An 18,923-nucleotide genomic window follows, 5' to 3' on the forward strand; every position below is an offset into this window, starting at 1 on the left:
AGGGAAGCCACCTATTCCTCTAGCGGCTTGAAGCTGGAAATCCTGAGCTGTCCTATCTGCGGGTACCGCAGCGAGCGAGAGGTGGTCATCCCCGAGCTCAGCGACACAGGCACAGATTCAGACTTCGGTGGAGATTCAGGTGGAGATTCAGACTTCGGTGGCGGTAGCAGCGGAGGTGGCGGAGCGGGCGGCAGTTGGTGAGACCCAACTCTAGAGATTTCTCTATCGATCTGAAAAAGGAGTCGGGCTTCTCTTAAATCCGCCAGGGCAGTACAGTGGTAAGGGAGCAGCGATAGAGAAGATCCCATGACCCTTGCAGAAGGCGTACAACTGGTTAGCTTTGGGGTGCTCTCGGCAATGGCCATTGGCTTTGCCCTGGGAGTGGTTTGGGCCCCTAACATCGTCTATTCCGGCTTTCTCTTGGGGGGCGTTTTCCTGAGCATAGCTGGGCTGTACCTTCTCTTGAATGCCGATTTTGTGGCCGCCGCCCAAGTTTTGATCTACGTCGGCGCCGTCAACGTACTGATCCTGTTTGCCATTATGCTGGTGAACCGGCGCTACACCTTTGCCCCTCTGAAGCTGGGCTGGCTGCGCAATGGAGTGACAGCGGCAGTGTGTTTGGGTCTGTTTGCCCTGCTTACGGTGATGGCCTTCAACACTCCTTGGCCTCTGCAGCCAATCCAGCCTCTAAGCAGCGCTATGGTGATCGGGGGGCATTTCTTTAGCGATTATCTGTTGCCGTTTGAGCTGGCCTCCGTTCTGCTGCTGATGGCGTTGATCGGGGCCATTGTGCTGGCGCGTCGAGAGTTTGTCGTTCCCCAAGCCCAACAGGGGGATCTCAGCTTGCTGGAGCGGGCCCGACCCCAGCTTGAATCGGAGTCAGAGCGGCAAGCAGAGCTAGTGAGCACCCGCTAGAGCTGGTCTCATACCCCTCTCTACCCATCGGAGTCTCTTGCGATGTTGCAACTGCAGTTTTTCTTGGTAGTAGCAGCGATCCTCTTTTGCATTGGCATCTATGGGTTGATCGTTAGCCGCAATGCCATTCGGGTGCTGATGTCCATTGAGCTGATGCTCAATGCGGTGAACCTCAACTTTATGGCCTTCTCCAACTTTGTCGATTCAGCTCTGATTCGCGGCCAGGTGTTCTCGGTGTTTGTCATCACTGTGGCGGCTGCCGAGGCCGCTGTAGGCTTGGCCATTGTGCTCGGGATCTACCGCAATCGCGCCACCATTGATATGGAGAGATTTAACCTGCTTAAGTGGTAGCCTATCAAGCTAGCGCCGGGAGAACACCCACCGTTAGCACTTGCCAACTAAAGTAGAGGCGGTGTAGTGGCCTGTAGCAGAACTTTCTAGCTTGCCACCACCGCCTTCTCTCTATGTCGGCAAGTTGTTTTACTGGGCTGAGGAAGAGATTTCTTCCCGCAGCGTTTTTGCTGCTGCCACCATGTTCTTCAAAGCAGGGATGACCTCCTCCCAGCGGCGGGTTTTCAGTCCACAGTCAGGATTTACCCAGATTTGCTGCAGTGGCAGAAGCTCCATAGCGGTCTTCAGTTGTTGAACAATCTGATCTACAGTAGGTACTACTGGGCTGTGGACGTCGTAAACTCCATTCCCCACTTGATGTTGGTAGCCTGCCTCCGCAATTTGTCGCAGGGTTTCGTTGTTGCTGCGGCTATTTTCAATGGACAGTACATCTGCATCCAAGCGCTGAATGTGGGGCATGATGTCACCAAACTCTGAGTAACACATGTGAGTGTGAATTTGGGTTTCCGGCTTAGCAACGCCTGCAGTCAAGCGAAAAGCGTCTACCGCCCAAGATAAGTATTCGTCCCAACGTTCTTGCTTTAGGGGTAGACCCTCCCGCAGGGCTGGCTCATCAATTTGCACCATCTTGGCGCCTGCAGCCTCCAGGTCAGCCACCTCATCCCGCAATGCCAAAGCAATTTGCATTGCCTGCTCCCGTCTTGGGAGATCGTCCCGTGCAAAAGACCAGTTCAATAGGGTTACGGGCCCTGTTAACATCCCTTTTACAATTTTCGAAGTCAGGGATTGGGCCACACGAAACTCCCGCACCGTCATGGGCTGGCGGCGTGCCACGTCACCATAGATAATGGGTGGACGTACGCAACGGCTACCGTAGCTCTGCACCCAGCCGTGTTCTGTAAAGGCAAAGCCTTCTAGCTGTTGCCCGAAAAACTCCACCATATCGGTGCGCTCGAATTCCCCGTGAACCAAAACGTCTAGCCCCACCTCCTCCTGCCACCGGATGCAACGGGCAATTTCCGCATCAATGGCTGCTTCGTACTCCGCCTGAGTGATCTCGCCACGTTTGCGCTTGACCCGCAGTTGGCGTACTTCCTCAGTTTGGGGAAACGAGCCAATGGTGGTGGTGGGCAAAGAGGGCAGTTGAGGCTGCAGAGGGCGGCGTTGGTCGTAGGGTAGAGCACGCTCCAGGCTTTGGGGGGTTATCTGGCGAACTCGCTCCCGTACAGTTGGATTTGGGGGGCTAAACTGGGCAAATTCCTGCCACTGGGCTTCAATGACAGCCAGTTGCTCTTGGGCTGCTGAACCTCCCTGGGCCAGGAGGACAACTTCCTCTAGCTTCTGTTCTGCAAAACTCAGCACTTGACGCAGAGGAGTGGGCAGGTGGGTTTCCCGTCGGGCATCATAGGGCACAAATTGCAAGGACGCAGAAGGCTGAATTCGCAAATTGGTGGTAACCTTTTGGATGCTCTCTAGGATAGAAAGCACCCGCTGGGGACGAATTTTCCAAATGTTGCGCGCATCAACCAGACCCACGCCCAATTGCTTGCTCCGGGGAAAGCCATATGTCTGCAGAAGTTCTAAATTGTTCCCCCGCGTAAAATCTAGACCAATGCCTGCCACTGGCAATTCCACAACCCAGGGATAGGTGTTCCCCAAGTCGTCAAAATAGGTTACAAGGTGAATTGGAACCTCCGCAGTGGCCAATTGGGTATACGTAGTTGTAATTGCTTCTCTTAGGGCTTCTGCTCGGCTTGTAACTAAGATGGGCTCGTGGAACTGCACTTCAGTAACGCCACGCGCAGCGAGCTGCCTCAGCAACTCAGCATACAAGGGCAGTAAACGATGCAAATGCTCTTGCAAACTTCCCTTGAGGCGACTCAGGCAAAGTAGGGTTACGGGGCTAAGAATGATGGGAACAGCTCTTTGTCCCAGAAGGCTTTGTGCTTGGTTAACTACTTCCAGGAAACTAGAAAAATCCGCTTTAGGTTGAGTATCCTCATCGATCTCTGGCACTAGGTAATGGTAGTTGGTATCAAACCACTTGGTCATTTCCAGGGCCGGGATATTCTCTTTCCCTCGGGCCATGGCAAAGTACTGATCGAGACCTGACAAGTGGCGAAACCGCTTGGGGATCAGTCCCAAAAATACAATCCAGTCCAGAACTAAGTCATAGAGAGAAGTGTCCCCAATGCCGATATGGTCAATACCTGCATCTTTCTGGGTTTGCCAGTTGGCCAACATCACCTGTTGCAGGCTTTGGTGGAGACTAGTTGCGTCAGATTTTTGACTCCAAAAGGACTCCAGTGCCTTCTTCAGCTCACGATTTTTACCAATTCGGGGGTAACCCAAAGTTGCTGTGGGAGAGGTCATAGCTCCACCCTTACAAAAAGTACACTTCCGGCTGGTAAAGAATTCCCTGCGAGGGACTGGTTGTTGTAGAGAAGCTCCTAGGCATTAGCTGACCATTCTAGGGCTTACCTAGCAAGCCTGTCTATGCAGCAGGAGGGGATGCAGAAGGCTGGGAAGGCTGGGTTGGCAACGGCGGGCATTGGATCCCAGGGATTAGCGACTCTAGGAGACCGCTGCAGGCATCCCAAAGTAGCTCGATGACATAGTGAAATCCAGCCTCGCCCCCATAGTACGGGTCTGGAACTTCTTCATCGGTGTGAGAACGACAGTAGCTGCAGATTAGGCGCACCTTCTCGGCGTATTTCCTCTGGGGATCTAGGCTCAGGATATCTCGGTAATTTTGCCGATCCATGGCCAGGATCAAGTCGAACTCCCGCAGATCCAGAGGATGGATTTGGCGGGCCCGGCCCTGCAGCTCTAGCCCGTAGCGCTGGGCAACCTGACGCATGCGCCGATCCGGCGGGCTGCCAATGTGATAGGCGGCTGTCCCTGCCGAGTCACAAAGGATGGCTTCTTCGTAGCCGCTGCTGCGCAGCAAGTAGTTGGTGATCCCCTCAGCAGCGGGAGAACGGCAGATGTTGCCCAGACACACGAACAAAAGCTTTTGGGTCATGAGTGACAGCAGTGAGCGTTTTCCCTTGTATTATCTCGCGGAAGTAGGCAGGGGCGGAGAAAACCTCCTCCCGAATCTTGTTGGGTTTGGGCGGCAGCAGAGTGGATTCTTGGCCAAAATGGAGCTAGTTCCGCTGGTTAAGTCCTCTATGCCAGATGCCACTCACTACCCCCATCCTCAGGATGTGGCCAATCTTATTCTCTACCTGCAAACGGAGCTAGCTCTGTTTGAACAATGGGCTGCCCAAGAAGGGATCCCACCTGCCGCCCTGCGCCCAATCGAGCGGTCGCAAGAAGCTTTGCGGCGAGCTGTGGATCAATTTGAGCTGCGGGAGTGGTACCGCGAACTCACCTATGGCTTCCGGGATCAACTTGGGCGCCTAGAAGAATGGCTTTAGTCTTCAACTTTCCCAGCTCAGGCGCCCATGTTGCAGGTGCAGCACCTTTTCTACCATCCGGCAGCCCTTCCCCAGCCGATTCTTCGCGATCTCTCCTTTGAGCTGGGCTTGAACCAGTTGGGGCTGATTGTGGGCAAAAGTGGGGCTGGCAAAAGCACCCTGCTGGAAATTTTGGCCGGCTTGGCGCGGCCCACACGCGGGCGGATTGCCTGGGGAGGAACAGAGCTCTCTCCTCAGCAGCTGCGCAGCCTGGCAGGGCTGGTGTTTCAGTTTCCCGAGCGGCACTTCTGTGGCCTGACGGTGCTGGAAGAAATGCGCTTTGGCCACCCGGAGCTGACCCCAAAGGAAGTTGAGAACGCCCTCAAACAAGTGGGACTAGAAGGGATCCCTCTCCAGAGCTCCCCCAACCGTCTCAGTGGCGGGCAACAGCGGCGCCTGGCCTTGGCGGTGCAGCTTGTTCGCGGCCCCCTGTTGCTGCTGCTGGATGAGCCGACAGCGGGGCTAGATTGGTCGGTGCGACAGCAGGTGATCGAGCTGTTGGCCCGGCTGAAATCCACTTGGACGGTGCTGGTGGTTTCCCACGACCCAGAAGAGCTGTCTTCTATTGCCGATGTGCGCTGGCTTTTGCAGGCGGGATCCCTGCAGCCCCTGCCGGCAGAGGCGCTGCTCTACAGATAACGGCGGGGATCGACCGGCTGGCCGTTGACTCGCACCTCAAAGTGAACGTGGGGGCCGGTGGAAAGGCCAGTGGAGCCGGAAGCAGCAATGACTTGCCCGCGCTGGACCTTTTGGCCTACCCCTACGGTGATGCGGCTGTTGTGGGCGTAGAGGGTCGTGATACCGCCGCCGTGGTTGACAATGACCGTGTAGCCGTAGCCGCCGTACCAGCCGGCGTAGATGACGGTGCCTCGGTCTGACGCTCTCACGGGGGTGCCAGTGGGCACGCCAAAATCGATCCCGGTGTGGAAGCGGCGGATGCCATAGATGGGGTGAACCCGCCAGCCGAAGCCGCTGGTGATCGGCCCGTGCACCGGTGGGATCAGCCGGCCTGTTCCCTGAACAGGATCCCTGCCCCCTCGCTGCTGAGCCTGTTGGGCGATCAGGTATTGGATGAGACGGGTCAGCTGTTGGGAGTCGGCTTCCAGACGCCGTTGGGCTGCCTCGTAGGCAGCACGCTCTTTGGCCAAGCGGCTTATGAGCTGCTCTTGGAGGGCAGCCTGCTGCTGCAGTTGGTTTTTCTGAGCCGCCAGCTCCTGCAGGATTAGGGAGATCTCGTTGCGCTGCGCCTCCAGGGCAATGCGCTGTTGCTCCACCTCCTTGGCCATCGCCTGCAGCTTTTGGATTAACTGCCGATCCGCCTCGATCAACAGTTGCAATTGGTGGCGGCGGTCAAAAAACTCGTTGAGGTCACGGCTGGTGAGCAGCAAAGCCCACCACTGTTCAGCTCCCTGCCGCTGCATGTAGCGTAAGCGGGCAGCCGTACCCCGTTGCTGCCGTCTCAGGCGCTCTTCCAGCTCCTGCAGCTCTTGCTGCGCTTGCTCTAGCCCTTTCTGGGCTTGCTCCAGCCGGTATTGGTTGTCCCGCAGGCTAACTTCGGTCTGTTGAAGGTTTCGCTGCAGGGATCCCATGCGGCGGCGGGCTTCTTCTTCGGCTTGGCGCAGCTCCCCAAGACGGCGCTGGGTGCGCTGGATTTGCTGTTGGATGTGCTGCTGCCGCTGTTGCAGTTGGTGGACACTCTGCGCCTGCGATGGAGCAACCCTCATCCATCCTTCCCACAGCAGGAGGGCCAGCAACCCCAGGATTGCCCATGCCTTTAGGCTGCTTGCCTTCCTCCTGAGACTCATCACTCCCCCCACTCTCAGCAGCTACCGCCCCTAAAGATACCAAGGGCAAGATACCAAGGGCGTTCGTTTGCGACCTGTCAGGCTACTGGCTGGTAAGCAAAACCGAGCTCCAGTGCAGAAAATGGTGGTAGACCTAAGCTGGGCAACTGCAAAAGATGGCCTTCGAGAGTTCTGAACGCAGTTTCAGGAATGGGTCACAGCACCTCTGGCTACTTGACTTATGGCAGCAGCCCTTGATTGCCGTGATTCGCCTCTTGGCCAGCCACGCCCAAGCCCTGGCGGGGGCCACTCTGGCCATCCGAGCCGGGATCCGCCACATCGAAATCACCACGCAAGTTCCCCAGTATTTGCAGCTAGTTAGCCACCTGCGACAGGAGTACCCGCAGTGTTGGATAGGAGTGGGCACGGTCTTCAATCGCCAGATGGCAGAGCAAGCTTGGCAGGCAGGAGCCCAGTTTTGTGTTTGCCCCTTCACCGACGAGAACCTCATCTGCTGGGGCCAGGAGGTGGGGCTGCCCATCGTTGCCGGTGCGCTCACCCCCAGCGAGATCTGGAGAGCTTGGCAAGCAGGGGCAGCGGCAGTGAAGGTGTTTCCAGCAGAAAGCCTGGGAGGGCCCCGCTACTTGCGCCACCTCCAGCCAGTGCTGGGATCCCTGCCTTTGATCCCAACCGGCGGGGTTACCCTAGCCAATGCTGCGGAGTACTTGCGGGCAGGGGCCTGGGCCGTCGGCATTGCTGGGGATCTGTTCCCGGCGGAGTTGTTTAACGATAGCCAACAGAGGTTGGAAAACCGGCTACGGCAAGCGCTGGCGCAGCTTGTCGAACAGAGAAAGGCAGCCCCAGCTCCCAAGCCGAGCTTAACTTGAGCAAGCCAGTAGAATAGGGGGCATGGTGTGAGCGAGAGCTGCATGGAGGGGTTTCTGGATCTGTACCTGGAGCTGCAGGTCCCCAGCCCCATTGAGGAGGCCACTTGGCGACGTTGGTTTGAGGCTTGGTTGGGTAAGCTGGGGGTGACGGATCCCTGCGAACTCAGCCTCTGCCTTACTTCCGACGAACGCATTCGCCAGCTCAACCGCGAGTTTCGTCACATCGACGCCCCCACCGATGTGCTGGCCTTTGCCGCTGAGGAAATGGCTGCTCCTGTGGAGGTGCAGAAGCTAACAGGAGTGCGTCTACTGGGGGATATTGTGATTTCTGTGCCTACCGCCTGCGCCCAGGCCAAGGCGCAAGGACACTCACTGTCCCACGAGCTGGCCTGGCTGGCCAGTCACGGGCTGCTGCATCTTCTGGGGTGGGATCACCCCGATGAACTTTCCCTACAGCGCATGCTACAGCAACAGCAAAACCTGCTTGCTGCCATCCAAGAAGATTTGGAGGTGGCTCATGGCCGACAGCCCTAGTCGCTTTCCCTCGCCCCTGCGCTGGGCAGATGATTCTATGGCCCCGGTTGAGTCTCCAAGGGAGGATCCCTGGCGGCGCCCCCTTTCTTGGTGCGTGGCCACCAACCTGGGCAAGAGTTTTTACTATGCGGGCAGGGGCTTGCTGTACGCCGTTCGCACCCAGCGCAACTTTCGCATCCACCTCCTGGCAGCGGTGTTGGCCTTTGGCTTGGGCCTGGCCCTGCGGTTGAGCGCCGTGGAGATGGCCTTGATCAGCCTGACCAGTGGTCTGGTGATGGCTCTCGAGCTGGTGAATACTGCCCTAGAAGCAGTGGTGGATCTCACCTTGGGCAGTCGCTATCACCTGCTGGCAGAAGTTGCCAAAGACTGTGCTGCTGGGGCAGTGTTGGTGGCAGCGCTGGCTTCTGTGGCGGTGGCAGCTTGGCTGTTTCTCCCGCCCTTGCTGCTGCTATTGCCCCAGCATCTGCCTTCCCCCTTTTAAGCAGAGGCTCGGCCTTGCCAGGTGCGCGTCTTGCCCGGGTTGAGCAGCCCATAGGGATCCACCTCTTCTTTGAAACGGACCTGGCGCGGATCCATCACCTTGCGGCCTCCCTCTTCGAGGATGAAGGTGTGGGGGTTGGCGATGAACACTCCCTGGGCCTCGTGGTAGCGCATGATCTCGTTGAGCCGCTCTTCGGTGGTAAAGCGGACAATTTGGAGACCCACGGGGATGGCCTGTCCCCCAAGGCGAATCATTTCCAAGTGCATCAGCACTTCGTCGCCAAAGTGCTCGTACAGATGCTGCACCAGCTTCAGCTCCCGGTCAGGCGGGAAAATCGACTGCAGATAGGTCAAATTGGGATCCACGCTGCGGCAGTGCAGAGTGGTGTGGTTCCAGGAAAATTCCCCCAGCGAGATCCCTTTGGCGGCCTCCTGGGCCGTTTTGTTGTAGACCACCTGGCCGCCATGCTCCCGGATGAGCTCTAGCAGCGGCTCCAGGCTGCATTCGGCCACCATCAACAGGGCTACCGCAGATCCCTCCGGCAAGTAACTCCGTAGCGGCGCGAAATAGCTGGGGATCGGCCAAGCATGCAGGCTGATGAGTTTTTTTAGGATGCCATCGGCAGCGGCTAGAGCCTGGCCAAACCGGGCGCAGGGCATAAACCCCCCCTCAGGAGGGAAGGCTACAATCAGCTCTGCCCACGGGTAAGCCGGCGCCAGGGGGATCTCCACCTCGGTGATGATCCCGGTGAGGCCCCAGGCGTGGCTGACTTTGAACACGTCGTCTCCCCGCAGCTCCAGGATCCGCGGCTCTTCCTCCACCGTCACCACCCGCAGTCCTAGAATGTTTCCTCGATCCAGCAGTTGGCCGTAGGTAACGGAGCCAATGCCGCCGCTGCCCCCGGCAATGAAGCCGCCGATGGTGGCTGTGCGGTAGGTGGAAGGAGCCATGCGGATCTCCCAACCCATCTCGCGGGTGTGTTTGTCAATTGCAGCCAGCTTGATCCCTGCCTGCACCCGCGCTAGCCCCGGCTTGGCCCAGATCACCTGATTGAGCTTGCTCATCTCTAGGATCACGCCGCCAGCTAGGGGAATGCACTGGCCGTAGTTGCCAGTGCCCGCGCCCCGTACGGTGAGAGGAAGCCGCCACTTGGCACAGGCTGCTGCCACTCGCTTGACCTCTTGTTCGTTTGCTGGGCGCACCACCACATCCCCTCGCTTGTCGCTCAACTGCCGGCTGAGCACAGGGCTGTAGTGGTAAAAGTCCAGTGACAACTTGGCCACTTCTGACGGATCAGTAATGGTTTCAATGTCGGCCAGCTCCGAGAGCAAGCCCTGCAGCTTTTCAGCGGCGACAATGGTCATAGGGATCCTCTCTAGGGGTAAGGTCTTGATCCCATCATTACCAACAAGGAGCCGCCAGCAAGCCAGACTAGCGGTAGAGCTGGGCTCTAGGCTGGGATCCGCCCGCCCCCCATCAGGTACAGCAGCGCCATGCGCACCGCCACGCCGTGGGCAACCTGCCGCTCGATGAGGTTGAGGTCGGGGTCCTCCATCACCTCAGAACTGAGTTCGACGCCGCGGTTAACCGGACCGGGGTGTAAGACCCTTACTTCTGGGTGGCACAGGCGCAGCCGCTGCCGGGTGAGGCCGAAAAGGTGGTGGTATTCCTGCAAGCTGGGGAGGAGGAATTCGCTCATCCGCTCTTGCTGCAAGCGCAGGGCAATGACAAAGCGGGCTCCTTCCAGGGCTGGCTCCAACTGCCAGTGCACTGGCAGGGTATGGCCGGGCACAAACTGAGCAAAGTCTTTCGGCAGCAGGGTAGGTGGGCCGGCCAGGTGGACGTCTGCGCCAGCAGCCACCAGGGCGTAGATGTTGGAGCGAGCCACCCGCGAGTGGAGGATGTCGCCGACAATGGCCACTTTCACCCCCTGGAGCAGCTCGAGGCGAGGCCGCTGGGGATCCAGATGGCTACAGAGGGTAAACAAATCCAGCAGCCCTTGAGTGGGGTGTTCGTGCAGGCCGTCTCCCGCATTCAACACCCCCGTATGGGATCCGCGCCGGTCGATCTCGGCGGCCAACTGCTGCGGCACCCCGGCCTGGGCGTGGCGGACGATGAGCACGTCGGAGCCCATGGCCAAGAAGGTGCGAACTGTATCCAGAATGGTTTCCCCCTTGGCCAGGGAAGAAGTGCCGGGGGAAAAGTTGAGCACATCGGCTGACAGGCGCTTGGCCGCCAGCTCAAAGCTGCTGCGGGTGCGGGTGGAAGGCTCGAAAAACAGCGTCACTACCACCTTTCCCTGCAGGGTGGGCACCTTGGGCAGCCGCCGGGTCAACACTTCCTGAAAGCTGGCGGCGGTTCGCAAAACGATCTGGTATTCTTCCGGAGTAAAATCCGCCAGGCCCAAAACGTGCTGCCGCTGCCAAACCATAGGGGATCCTCAAATGCCTAGGCGGGCAAAGATCTCGTCTAGGTGGGTAAGGTGCCGCTGCGGGTCAAAGCAGGCCTGCAACTCCGCCTCGCTCAGGTGGGCCATCACCCGGGGATCTGCCAGCAAATTGGCGCGGAAATCCCCGCCAGGCTGGTTCCAGGCGCGGTGAGCATTCTCTTGGACAAGACGGTAGGCTTCCTCACGGCTCAAGCCCTTTTCCACTAAAGCCAAAAGCACCTGCTGGCTGAAGACAACACCGCCGTAGAGGGTGAGGTTGCGCTCCATGTTGGCAGGGTAAACCTGCAAGTGGCGCACTAGATCCGCCATGTTGACCAGCAGATAGTGGCAGAGAATGGAAGCATCGGGCAGGATTACCCGCTCCACCGAGCTGTGGGAGATGTCCCGCTCGTGCCAGAGGGGGATGTTTTCCAGGGCCGAGAGGGCGTACCCCCTTAGCAGGCGGGCGATCCCTGTCAATTGTTCCGCTTTGATGGGGTTGCGCTTGTGAGGCATGGCGGAGGAGCCTTTTTGGCCGGGGGCAAAGTACTCTTCGGCCTCCAACACCTCCGTCCGCTGCAGGTGGCGGATCTCGGTGGCAAAGCGCTCCAGGGAAGACCCAATCAAGGCCAAAGTCTGCACATACTCAGCGTGGCGATCCCGAGAAATCACCTGGGTTGAGACCGTATCCGGCTTGAGGCCCAAGCGGGCGCAGGCCAACTGCTCCACCTGGGGGGGCACATTGGCGTAGGTGCCCACAGCCCCAGAGATCTTGCCCACGGCCACCACTTCCCGCAGGCGCGCCAGGCGCTCCTGGTGGCGTAGGCACTCGGCTAGCCAGCCGGCCAGCTTGAAGCCAAAGGTGATGGGCTCAGCATGGACGCCGTGGGTGCGGCCAATCATGAGGGTGTAGCGGTGTTGCCGAGCTTGCTCACGCAGCGCAGCGATGAGATCCGCTAGGCGAGCTTGCAGGAGCTCCACAGAGGCCACTAGCTGCAGGGCCAGGGCTGTATCCAACACATCCGAGCTGGTCAGGCCTAGGTGGATGTAACGTCCCGCCTCACCCACGTGCTCGTTGAGATTGGTCAAGAAGGCGATGACGTCGTGCTTCACTTCCGCCTCAATTTCCAAAACCCGCGCTGGGTCAAAGGCGGCTTTGGCTTTGATCTCCTGCAGGGCCTCTTGAGGGATCCGCCCCAGCTCCGCCTGGGCTTCACAAACGGCCAGTTCTACCTGCAGCCAGGTTTGGAGCTTGTGGGCGGTGGACCAGACTTGGCCCATTTCCGGCAGAGTGTAGCGCTCGATCAAGGTGCCTTTTCCGTCAGTACGATAGGATAAGCCAAGCTATTCTAGCGTTTGGCCTCCCCGCTTGAGTTATCCCCGCAGCTTTGACCTACGCTGCCGCCAGACTGTTTAAGAGCGGGAAATTGACCCAGAAGCAACAGGGAGTTTGCAGATGACCCTCGGAGCTGCGCTAACCCAGGAAGGAAGATCTTGGACAGCGGAAGCCTTCATGGCGTTGTCCAAAGAGGGGCATCGCTATGAAGTTGTTGATGGAAAGCCAATTGATATGGGAAGTGCAGGGGCACTCCATGGTTATGTCTGCAGTCTCCTATTAGCGGCTTTAGCCCCCTACGTTTTGTCCAAGAAGCTGGGAGTCGTTTTAGATTCCAGCACTGCTTTTAAGATGAAGAGTGGCAATTGGCGCTCCCCTGACATTTCTTTTTTTGCCAAAGAACGCTTGCAGGGCATGACCGAACTGCCCATAGGATTTTTAGAGGGTGCCCCCGATCTGGCTGTTGAAGTGCTCTCTTCCGGCAATACAATCGAAGAAATTCATGACAAGCTGGTGGAGTACTTTGAAAATGGCAGCCGCCTGGTTTGGCTCGTCCACCCCATTGAGCACTACATCCTGGTGTATCGCAGCTCTGAAGAGCCCGAGCGTCTCCTCAAATCGGTAGATCTTCTCGAGGGTGAAGAAGTCATTCCAGGATTTGCCCTACCCGTTTCTCATCTATTCCAGAAGCTTTCCTTTTAAGTCCAATTGAGGTTCAAGAGTTGCCCCTCTTGCCGACAGTTTATGCTGGAGTGGCTTGGGATCCTTAGCAGTGCAGAGCCAATGAAGCGTCGATTGGGAAGGGTGGCCCTGATCAGTTTCCTAACAGCATTCTTGGCTGCTGCCCCTGCTCTCTCTTGGCCAACTCCTGCTGAGAGCACTTCAGGCCCAAAAACGGCTTCTGAGTTCAACTGGCAGGGATCCCTCAAGTTGTTGCGGGGGGATCCGGTGGCGGCTTTGGCAGATCTGGATCGAGCAGTGCAGTTGGATCCCACCTATGCGCCGGCCTACGTGAACCGCAGCTACGTTTACAACTCCTTGCGCCAGCCCCAAGAAGCTCTGGTCGATGCCGAGCGGGCCATCCAGTTGGATCCGGGGATCCCGGAAGCCTACTTCAGCCGTGGCATAGCCCACCTGCAAATGGGGAAGCGAGAGGCCGCTATGGCCGACTTTCGCCAGGCGTTGGCTCTCTTTTCCAAAAGCGGCAACTTTGCCGTTCAAACCATCATTCAGCAACTGCTGCGCCAATTAGGGGTGGAGTAAGCAACCGGCTAAGTTCAGCTTTCTTCCTTGCCCCCCAGCCACTCCTCTAGGGAAACTGCCTGGGCCTGCAGCCCGAAGACTTCACAAAAAGACTTCACCAGCACTGGGGCCACAGCAGCCATCGTCACCTCCGGACAAAACTGCACCAGGGATCCCACAGGTCGGTCAGGGATCCCACAGGGCACGATGGCCTCGAAGGCAGCTAGATCTGGACAAACGTTGAGGGCAAAGCCGTGGTAGGTGATCCAGCGGGAGACCTTGATGCCAATGGCGGCCACTTTGTGCCCTTCCACCCAAACCCCCGTTAGGCCAGGGATCCGCTCCCCCCTCAAGCCAAAGTAAGCCACAGTCTCGATGACCACCTGCTCCAGTTGGCGTAGGTACCAGTGGATATCCAGACAGTGGCGTTTGAGGTTGAGGATTGCATACCCCACCCACTGCCCTGGCCCGTGGTAGGTCACTTCGCCGCCCCGCTCCACCCGCAGGATCTCCGGCCCTCCAGTAGCAGGGGACTCTGGCTGAGTGTCCGGAGATCCTATCTGTCCAGGGAGGCTTTTGAGAAACTTGGGATCAGCCCCTGCCCCCAGGGTGTACACCGGCGGGTGGGTAAGCAACAGTAGCCCATCCGGTAGCTGGGGATTGCGGATCATCTGGGTCAGTCTGGTCCGTTGCCAAGCCCAGGCTTTGCGGTAGGGCACCTCTCCCGGCAGGTGGACGTGTAGAACTGGCACACCCAAATAGCCCTCAAGCCCTGGCAAAGACCTAGTGCCGCCCCCGCTGCCTATCCAGGAAGTAGCCGTCGGCCGGGACCTAGCCTACCGACAGATTGACCTGCGCCCGCAACCGCTCCACCAAGGCGCGAGGCTGCAGCAGTCCCTCGATGCGGTCAACCGGCCTCCCGTCCTTGAACAAGATGAGGGTCGGCACGGCGTAGATCCCCCAGCGAGCGGCAATGTTGGGGTACTTGTCTATATCTACCTTCACGAAAGCAATGGCGTCCCCCACCTGGGGCTTCACCTGCTCCAACACCTGCGCCATTACCTGACAGGGACCACACCAGGTGGCGTAAAAATCCACCAGAATGGGAGTTTTGGATCCCTGGATCATGTCGTCAAAGCTTTTGAACCACTGTTTCTGGGCCATGGCAACCAAAGAATGCAACCTATTTGCAGTCTAAATGTTTGAGATGGAAATGTGGGTAAAGATTCTGCTACAGCTTGCTTTCGGTTTCCCGGTAGGAGGGCTAGGGCTTGGCCGGTACCTGTAGTCTAGGGAGCGAACTTGAAGGAAGGGAGAGGCTTTAGCAGGGCTTAACGAAGGAGTGGGATCCCGATGGCAACAATCCGGATGGTGAGCCGAGGTGTGGTGGCCGGGGTACTGGGTGGGGTGCTCTTGAGCTTCTGGGGGATCGGGCGTTGGCTGTGGGATCCCTCGGCCTGGATCCAGGTGGCGGCCGGCCTGCTCTTGAGCGGGGGGACGTTGCTGTACTGGCTAAGAACCCGCCCCGCCGACTGCTTGGTGGTGGAGCCGCAGAGCTGGCGCCTCAACCGCCTCAGCCCCGACCGCTGGCTCATCCAGGCTGACTTCGTGGCCCGCAATCTCAACCCCCTTTTTGAGGTCACCTTGGCCCAGGTGGAGCCGCGACTGCATCTGCTCAGCACCAGCTCCGTCGAGGGGATCCATACCCAAATTCGCCTCCGCTCCCGTCACCCCGACTTGCCTCCTCGCCAAGACAACTACTGGCAGGCTTACATCATCACCCCCCAAAGCCAGACTGGCCTAGAAGTCGAGATTGAACTAGGGGGGGAAGGACTGGCAGATTTGCGCTCGGCCTGGCTGGAGCTGGACTACGTCCAGTACGGGCGGCAGCGGCGTACCCTCAAGACTAGCCACCTCATCTTGCCGCTGCAGGAAGTGGATCCCTTGGCGGAGCTGTGCTGGCAGCAGCAGGGGCCGGTGAGTTGGGCTGCCATTCCCACCCATCTGCTCACCCCCAGCGATGACCTGGCTGAGGTGTTGCGGCGCTACGTGGGCCCCCACTTCCAACCCGGCGATGTCGTGGCCCTTTCCGAGAGTGCTGTAGCCATTGTGCAGGGCAACTTTCGCCATCCCCTGCAGGTGCAGCCTGGCTGGCTGGCTCGCACCCTGTGCTACTTCTTCCCCTCCAAGACCAGTCTCTCAAGCTGCTACGGGATGCAGACGCTCATTGACTGTTCGGGGGCCTGGCGAGTACTGGGGGCCTTTGTGGCGGGATCCCTGGCCAAGCTGCTGGGGATCCCAGGGGTGTTCTATGCCCTGGCGGGGGAGCAGGCGGATCTCATCGACGATGTCACCGGCACCTTGCCCCCCTATGACCAGTTCATTGTCTTGGGACCACGGGATCCAGCCAAGCTGGTGGCCGAGCTCCACGCCCAGACCGGCTACGAGGTGGCCATTGTGGATGCCAACGACCTGGGCGAAGTCAACGTCTTGGCGGCCAGCCCAGGTGTGGAGCGGGAGCTGGTGGAGCAGGCTCTGCGCAAGAACCCGGCGGGCAATGCGGCAGAGCAAACGCCGATTGTGCTCATCCGGCAGCGGCTGCCGGCATAGAGGTCACCTGGGATTTGAGAGCCTGCATCGCCTGGTGGGTGGACAAGAAGAAGCGCTCGGCGCCCACTTTCTCCACAAACCCCGCCATTTTGAGGCGATCCATCACCGGCCCCTTCACCTCGGCCAGGGCAAAGCCCACCCCCATTTGGCGCAGACGTTCCACCAACTGAGTCAGCACCTCCAAAGCGCTGCCGTCGATGAAGTTAATGGCGCTGGCCACCAGCAGCACCTGTTCCACTGCTGGCCGCGCTGCCACCTCTTGCAGCAGATACTCCTGCAGGTAGGCGGCGTTGGCAAAAAACAGGCTTTCATCCACCCGCACTGCCAGGATGCGCGGATCGGTAAGCACCTCATGGCGCAGCGCGTTGCGGTAGTGCTCGGTGCCAGGCACCTGGCCGACAATGGCGATGTGGGGACGGCTGGCCCGCCAGAGGAAGAGGAGGATAGACACCAGCACTCCCAGCCCAATCCCCGGCTCCACCCCGATCCCCAGCACGCCGGCAAAGGTAGCCAACCAAACCAAGGCATCGCCGCGGTCGTAGCGCCAGCTCTGCAGCAAGGGGTGAAAATCCACCAGTCCCAGCACTGCCACCAGCACAATAGCTGCTAGGGTCGTCTGGGGCAGGAAGGTAAACAGAGGCGTCAGCCAGCTCACCGCCAGGGCTATCAGGGATCCCGTCACCACCGAAGCCAGGCCGCTGTTGGCCCCGGCCTGAAAGTTAACTACTGAGCGGCTGATCCCGCCGGTTACGGGGTAGCCACCACTTGTGGCTGCGGCCAGGTTGGCCACCCCCAGGGCCACTAGATCCTGGTTGGGATCCACTTTCTGCCGCCGCTGGCTGGCCAGCGACTGACCTACCGCATAGCTTTCTGTAAAGCCCACCAAGCTAATGGCCAAGGCTGTGGGCAGCAAAGCTCGCCACTCTGGCCAGCTCAGCCAAGGGAAGGTCAGGGGGGGCAAACCCGCCGGAATGGATCCCACCACCGCCACTCCTGCTCTTTCCGAGAGGTTCAACCCCCACACCAGCAGCGTGGTCACGAAGACGGCTCCCAGCGGCGCGCCCTTGGTGAGAAGTAGGCCCCAGAGGGGTGGGATCCCCCAGCGGCGCAGTTGAGCGGGGAGCTTCTGCTGGGCGTACACCAAGAGGGTGATGGCCAACAGCCCCAGCCCCAGAGTGACCCAGTTTACCCCCCCCAGGCTCTGCCAAAGCCGTTGCAGCAGCAGCCAGAAGGACTCGGTGTTGGCGATCTTCACCCCCAACAGATGGCGGAGCTGGCTGAAGGCGATGATTAGGGCTGCGGCGCTGCCAAAGGCCGTTACCACCGAGCGGCTCAAGAAATTGGCCAAAAACCCCAGCCGCAGTAGCCCTACCCCTACCTGGATCAGGCCCGCTTCTAGAGCCAAGCCCAGCGCCAACCGGCCATACTCCGGGCTGCTCGGCTCAGCCAGCGGCTCCAAGCCCGATGCCACCAGCAAGGAGATGATGGCCACCGGCCCCACCGACAAAGCCCGGCTGGATCCTAGAAAGCCGTAGGCGATGACCGGCAGGATAGCGGCGTAGAGACCTGTCTGGGGAGGCAGCCCGGCCAGCAGCGCATAGGCTATGCTCTGGGGCACTAGGAGAAGGGCTGTAACCAGTCCGGCCATGAGATCCCCTGGCAGATCCTCTGGCCGATACCGAAGCCACCACAAGGAATCCCTGGTAAAGGGCAGGTAGCGCGCCAGGATTCTCTGTCTGGAAGAGGAAGGGATCCCGCTCATAGGGCCTGACCTCGGTTCCAGGGCATGCAGGCCAAAAGCAGCGCCAGACCACAGGTGTTGGTGATCCCGGCAAACACCAGCCCAGCTCCCACAAAGCCGCTCAACACCAGCCAGGCCGGATGGACAAAGGCTCCCAGCAAGGTTCCGGTGAGCACCAGGGATCCCGCCGCAATCTGCACCTGCCGCATGATGGAGATGGGAGCATTTTGGGTGCGGGTAACGGGCAGCTTGGCCGCTTTCCAAGCCTCGATCCCGCCCTTGAGGCTAATCACCTCCGGCCAGCCGTGGTCTAGCAACTGACAGGCAGCGCGGATGGAGCGACTGCCCATGCGACACTGCAACACTACCGGTTTTTCCGGCGTCGAGGCCGGCACCCTGGCCGGGTCAAAGGTAGATAGAGGCATGTTGATCGCCCCTGGGATCCGCTCATCGGCATATTCTCCCGGCTCCCGCACGTCGATGAGCTGTACCCGCCCTTGATCCAGCCACTGCTTTAAGGTCAGGGCGTCGATCTCCTTGAGACGGGGATCCCGTTCCTGCTGAGCGGAAGGCGTAGGATTTTGTCGGGCTACAGTCATTGGTTTCCTCCTCGGGTAACTAACCTTCTTCCTCAAGCAACCTGCTGGGCTCGCCAGGATAAAACTGGCTATCCAGGATTTGCTCGGGAGCGTAAGGACACGTCTTGGGAAAAGTCTTTCTGGGCAGCTTGGTCTCTTCCAGGGCTAGCTGGAGCGCCCTCAGGTAAGACTTGGAGATGGCCTCCGGCAAATAGGGCCTCAGGCTTGGGCTTTCCTCCAGCAGATCCAGAACTTCCTGCCGCTGCACCTGTAGGGTGAGAAGCCAGCTTACCGATCTAGCCTGCGGCTGATACTCCCATTTCAGGAGGTGCCCCACCAAAACCCCCAGCTGGTTGCGCAGCTCTTGCCGCTGTTGCCTGCCCAACGATTCCATCTCCTCAATCAAATGGGGCAGGTCTAGCTTCTCCCAAGCCCGCTCCCGCAGAAATTGAGCTTGTTGCTGAGTCCAAGCATAGAAATCCTTCTCATAGAGACTTTCTGGATCCACTCTCAACCCTCCCATTTCTGACCAGCCGGCTCAGAGAAGTCTAGCTAGCCCCGCAGGCTTTACAGCC

General features: G+C 59.2%; 21 protein-coding genes and 1 pseudogene. 11 read left to right on the forward strand and 11 right to left on the reverse strand.

Annotation, left to right across the window (positions count from 1 at the left end; all coding sequences use genetic code 11):
* The 3 genes and pseudogenes from NW807_RS01140 to nuoK all read left to right on the forward strand — a co-directional run.
* Positions 1-201: pseudogene (locus NW807_RS01140) on the forward strand (TPM domain-containing protein); the annotation flags it as partial.
* A gap of 105 nt (positions 202-306) precedes the next feature.
* Positions 307-915: an NADH-quinone oxidoreductase subunit J gene (locus NW807_RS01145; RefSeq protein WP_414394032.1), complete on the forward strand. Its 609-nt coding sequence runs from the start codon at positions 307-309 to the stop codon at positions 913-915.
* A gap of 45 nt (positions 916-960) precedes the next feature.
* Complete coding sequence (nuoK, locus tag NW807_RS01150; protein WP_414394380.1) at positions 961-1,266, forward strand: NADH-quinone oxidoreductase subunit NuoK; 306 nt, start codon at positions 961-963, stop codon at positions 1,264-1,266.
* Between the two features lie 129 nt (positions 1,267-1,395).
* On the opposite strand, the gene metE is transcribed toward nuoK, so the two are convergent.
* Entirely contained in the window at positions 1,396-3,639 is a 2,244-nt protein-coding gene (gene metE / locus NW807_RS01155) for a 5-methyltetrahydropteroyltriglutamate--homocysteine S-methyltransferase (RefSeq protein ID WP_414425054.1), read from the reverse strand.
* 121 nt (positions 3,640-3,760) lie between these two features.
* The gene (locus NW807_RS01160) at positions 3,761-4,291 is read right to left on the reverse strand and encodes a low molecular weight protein-tyrosine-phosphatase (RefSeq protein ID WP_414404904.1); all 531 of its coding nucleotides are present in this window, start codon (positions 4,289-4,291) and stop codon (positions 3,761-3,763) included.
* Between the two features lie 148 nt (positions 4,292-4,439).
* On the opposite strand from NW807_RS01160, the gene NW807_RS01165 reads away from it, so the two are divergent.
* Together NW807_RS01165 and NW807_RS01170 are read left to right on the forward strand one after the other, a co-directional pair.
* The gene (locus tag NW807_RS01165) at positions 4,440-4,688 is read left to right on the forward strand and encodes a hypothetical protein (RefSeq protein ID WP_414404903.1); all 249 of its coding nucleotides are present in this window, start codon (positions 4,440-4,442) and stop codon (positions 4,686-4,688) included.
* Between the two features lie 27 nt (positions 4,689-4,715).
* Positions 4,716-5,366 carry an ABC transporter ATP-binding protein gene (locus NW807_RS01170; protein ID WP_414410622.1) on the forward strand — a complete coding sequence of 217 codons (651 nt, stop codon included), beginning with the start codon at positions 4,716-4,718 and terminating at the stop codon, positions 5,364-5,366.
* Here NW807_RS01170 and NW807_RS01175 read toward each other — a convergent pair.
* On the reverse strand, positions 5,357-6,451 hold the full coding sequence (locus NW807_RS01175) for a murein hydrolase activator EnvC family protein (protein WP_414425055.1): 1,095 nt from the start codon (positions 6,449-6,451) through the stop codon (positions 5,357-5,359). The genes NW807_RS01170 and NW807_RS01175 overlap by 10 nt on opposite strands.
* 236 nt (positions 6,452-6,687) lie before the next feature.
* Here NW807_RS01175 and eda point away from each other — a divergent pair, with 236 nt between their 5' ends.
* The 3 genes from eda to NW807_RS01190 are packed head-to-tail and all read left to right on the forward strand — an operon-like array spanning position 6,688 to position 8,413.
* Positions 6,688-7,398, forward strand: coding sequence for a bifunctional 4-hydroxy-2-oxoglutarate aldolase/2-dehydro-3-deoxy-phosphogluconate aldolase (eda, locus tag NW807_RS01180; RefSeq protein WP_414425056.1), 711 nt, complete (start codon positions 6,688-6,690; stop codon positions 7,396-7,398).
* Between the two features lie 27 nt (positions 7,399-7,425).
* Positions 7,426-7,932, forward strand: a complete 507-nt coding sequence (ybeY, locus tag NW807_RS01185) for an rRNA maturation RNase YbeY (RefSeq protein ID WP_414425057.1) — start codon at positions 7,426-7,428, stop codon at positions 7,930-7,932.
* Positions 7,933-7,969: 37 nt separating this feature from the next.
* Positions 7,970-8,413 (forward strand): diacylglycerol kinase family protein, encoded by a 444-nt coding sequence (locus NW807_RS01190; RefSeq protein WP_414394048.1) that lies wholly within the window; start codon positions 7,970-7,972, stop codon positions 8,411-8,413.
* Here the strand turns inward: NW807_RS01190 and NW807_RS01195 are convergent.
* From NW807_RS01195 to purB, 3 genes are all read right to left on the reverse strand, one after another.
* Entirely contained in the window at positions 8,410-9,777 is a 1,368-nt protein-coding gene (locus NW807_RS01195) for an FAD-binding oxidoreductase (protein WP_414425058.1), read from the reverse strand. The genes NW807_RS01190 and NW807_RS01195 overlap by 4 nt on opposite strands.
* Before the next feature lie 86 nt (positions 9,778-9,863).
* Positions 9,864-10,844, reverse strand: coding sequence for an aspartate carbamoyltransferase catalytic subunit (locus NW807_RS01200; protein WP_414425059.1), 981 nt, complete (start codon positions 10,842-10,844; stop codon positions 9,864-9,866).
* A 9-nt stretch (positions 10,845-10,853) separates the two neighbouring features.
* A complete protein-coding gene (purB, locus tag NW807_RS01205) occupies positions 10,854-12,149 on the reverse strand; it encodes an adenylosuccinate lyase (protein ID WP_414425060.1) in 1,296 nt (431 codons plus the stop codon).
* Positions 12,150-12,297: 148 nt separating this feature from the next.
* Between purB and NW807_RS01210 the strand changes: the two genes are divergently transcribed.
* Positions 12,298-12,879, forward strand: coding sequence for a Uma2 family endonuclease (locus NW807_RS01210; protein WP_414425061.1), 582 nt, complete (start codon positions 12,298-12,300; stop codon positions 12,877-12,879).
* 81 nt (positions 12,880-12,960) lie between these two features.
* The gene (locus NW807_RS01215; protein ID WP_414425062.1) at positions 12,961-13,440 is read left to right on the forward strand and encodes a tetratricopeptide repeat protein; all 480 of its coding nucleotides are present in this window, start codon (positions 12,961-12,963) and stop codon (positions 13,438-13,440) included.
* 14 nt (positions 13,441-13,454) lie between these two features.
* Here the strand turns inward: NW807_RS01215 and lipB are convergent, their stop codons facing one another.
* Entirely contained in the window at positions 13,455-14,171 is a 717-nt protein-coding gene (lipB, locus tag NW807_RS01220) for a lipoyl(octanoyl) transferase LipB (protein ID WP_414425063.1), read from the reverse strand.
* A gap of 79 nt (positions 14,172-14,250) precedes the next feature.
* Complete coding sequence (gene trxA / locus NW807_RS01225) at positions 14,251-14,583, reverse strand: thioredoxin (RefSeq protein WP_414394061.1); 333 nt, start codon at positions 14,581-14,583, stop codon at positions 14,251-14,253.
* A gap of 189 nt (positions 14,584-14,772) precedes the next feature.
* Here trxA and NW807_RS01230 point away from each other — a divergent pair, with 189 nt between their 5' ends.
* Positions 14,773-16,029 (forward strand): hypothetical protein, encoded by a 1,257-nt coding sequence (locus NW807_RS01230; RefSeq protein ID WP_414425064.1) that lies wholly within the window; start codon positions 14,773-14,775, stop codon positions 16,027-16,029.
* Here NW807_RS01230 and NW807_RS01235 read toward each other — a convergent pair.
* The 3 genes from NW807_RS01235 to NW807_RS01245 are packed head-to-tail and all read right to left on the reverse strand — an operon-like array spanning position 16,004 to position 18,856.
* Positions 16,004-17,791: a SulP family inorganic anion transporter gene (locus NW807_RS01235; RefSeq protein WP_414425065.1), complete on the reverse strand. Its 1,788-nt coding sequence runs from the start codon at positions 17,789-17,791 to the stop codon at positions 16,004-16,006. The genes NW807_RS01230 and NW807_RS01235 overlap by 26 nt on opposite strands.
* Complete coding sequence (locus NW807_RS01240) at positions 17,788-18,369, reverse strand: rhodanese-like domain-containing protein (RefSeq protein ID WP_414425066.1); 582 nt, start codon at positions 18,367-18,369, stop codon at positions 17,788-17,790. Before NW807_RS01240 ends, NW807_RS01235 begins: the two co-directional genes overlap by 4 nt.
* Positions 18,370-18,388: 19 nt before the next feature.
* Positions 18,389-18,856 (reverse strand): DUF29 domain-containing protein, encoded by a 468-nt coding sequence (locus NW807_RS01245; RefSeq protein WP_414425069.1) that lies wholly within the window; start codon positions 18,854-18,856, stop codon positions 18,389-18,391.
* Positions 18,857-18,923: the final 67 nt, after the last annotated feature.

The organism is Synechococcus sp. R70.1 (assembly GCF_047461675.1).
Classification (GTDB): domain Bacteria; phylum Cyanobacteriota; class Cyanobacteriia; order Thermostichales; family Thermostichaceae; genus Thermostichus.

What these genes read in the sequence shown, in the direction of transcription:
- NW807_RS01145 (WP_414394032.1), top strand. Translation starts at nt 307, where the DNA reads ATGACCCTTGCAGAAGGCGTACAACTGGTTAGCTTTGGGGTGCTCTCG.
- trxA (WP_414394061.1), bottom strand. Translation starts at nt 14,583, where the DNA reads ATGGCCCAGAAACAGTGGTTCAAAAGCTTTGACGACATGATCCAGGGA.
- NW807_RS01230 (WP_414425064.1), top strand. Translation starts at nt 14,773, where the DNA reads ATGGCAACAATCCGGATGGTGAGCCGAGGTGTGGTGGCCGGGGTACTG.
- NW807_RS01200 (WP_414425059.1), bottom strand. Translation starts at nt 10,844, where the DNA reads ATGGTTTGGCAGCGGCAGCACGTTTTGGGCCTGGCGGATTTTACTCCG.
- NW807_RS01190 (WP_414394048.1), top strand. Translation starts at nt 7,970, where the DNA reads ATGGCCCCGGTTGAGTCTCCAAGGGAGGATCCCTGGCGGCGCCCCCTT.
- NW807_RS01235 (WP_414425065.1), bottom strand. Translation starts at nt 17,791, where the DNA reads ATGAGCGGGATCCCTTCCTCTTCCAGACAGAGAATCCTGGCGCGCTAC.
- NW807_RS01160 (WP_414404904.1), bottom strand. Translation starts at nt 4,291, where the DNA reads ATGACCCAAAAGCTTTTGTTCGTGTGTCTGGGCAACATCTGCCGTTCT.
- NW807_RS01210 (WP_414425061.1), top strand. Translation starts at nt 12,298, where the DNA reads ATGACCCTCGGAGCTGCGCTAACCCAGGAAGGAAGATCTTGGACAGCG.
- NW807_RS01240 (WP_414425066.1), bottom strand. Translation starts at nt 18,369, where the DNA reads ATGACTGTAGCCCGACAAAATCCTACGCCTTCCGCTCAGCAGGAACGG.
- metE (WP_414425054.1), bottom strand. Translation starts at nt 3,639, where the DNA reads ATGACCTCTCCCACAGCAACTTTGGGTTACCCCCGAATTGGTAAAAAT.
- NW807_RS01175 (WP_414425055.1), bottom strand. Translation starts at nt 6,451, where the DNA reads ATGAGGGTTGCTCCATCGCAGGCGCAGAGTGTCCACCAACTGCAACAG.
- NW807_RS01170 (WP_414410622.1), top strand. Translation starts at nt 4,716, where the DNA reads ATGTTGCAGGTGCAGCACCTTTTCTACCATCCGGCAGCCCTTCCCCAG.
- eda (WP_414425056.1), top strand. Translation starts at nt 6,688, where the DNA reads ATGGCCTTCGAGAGTTCTGAACGCAGTTTCAGGAATGGGTCACAGCAC.
- NW807_RS01165 (WP_414404903.1), top strand. Translation starts at nt 4,440, where the DNA reads ATGCCAGATGCCACTCACTACCCCCATCCTCAGGATGTGGCCAATCTT.
- NW807_RS01215 (WP_414425062.1), top strand. Translation starts at nt 12,961, where the DNA reads ATGAAGCGTCGATTGGGAAGGGTGGCCCTGATCAGTTTCCTAACAGCA.
- NW807_RS01195 (WP_414425058.1), bottom strand. Translation starts at nt 9,777, where the DNA reads ATGACCATTGTCGCCGCTGAAAAGCTGCAGGGCTTGCTCTCGGAGCTG.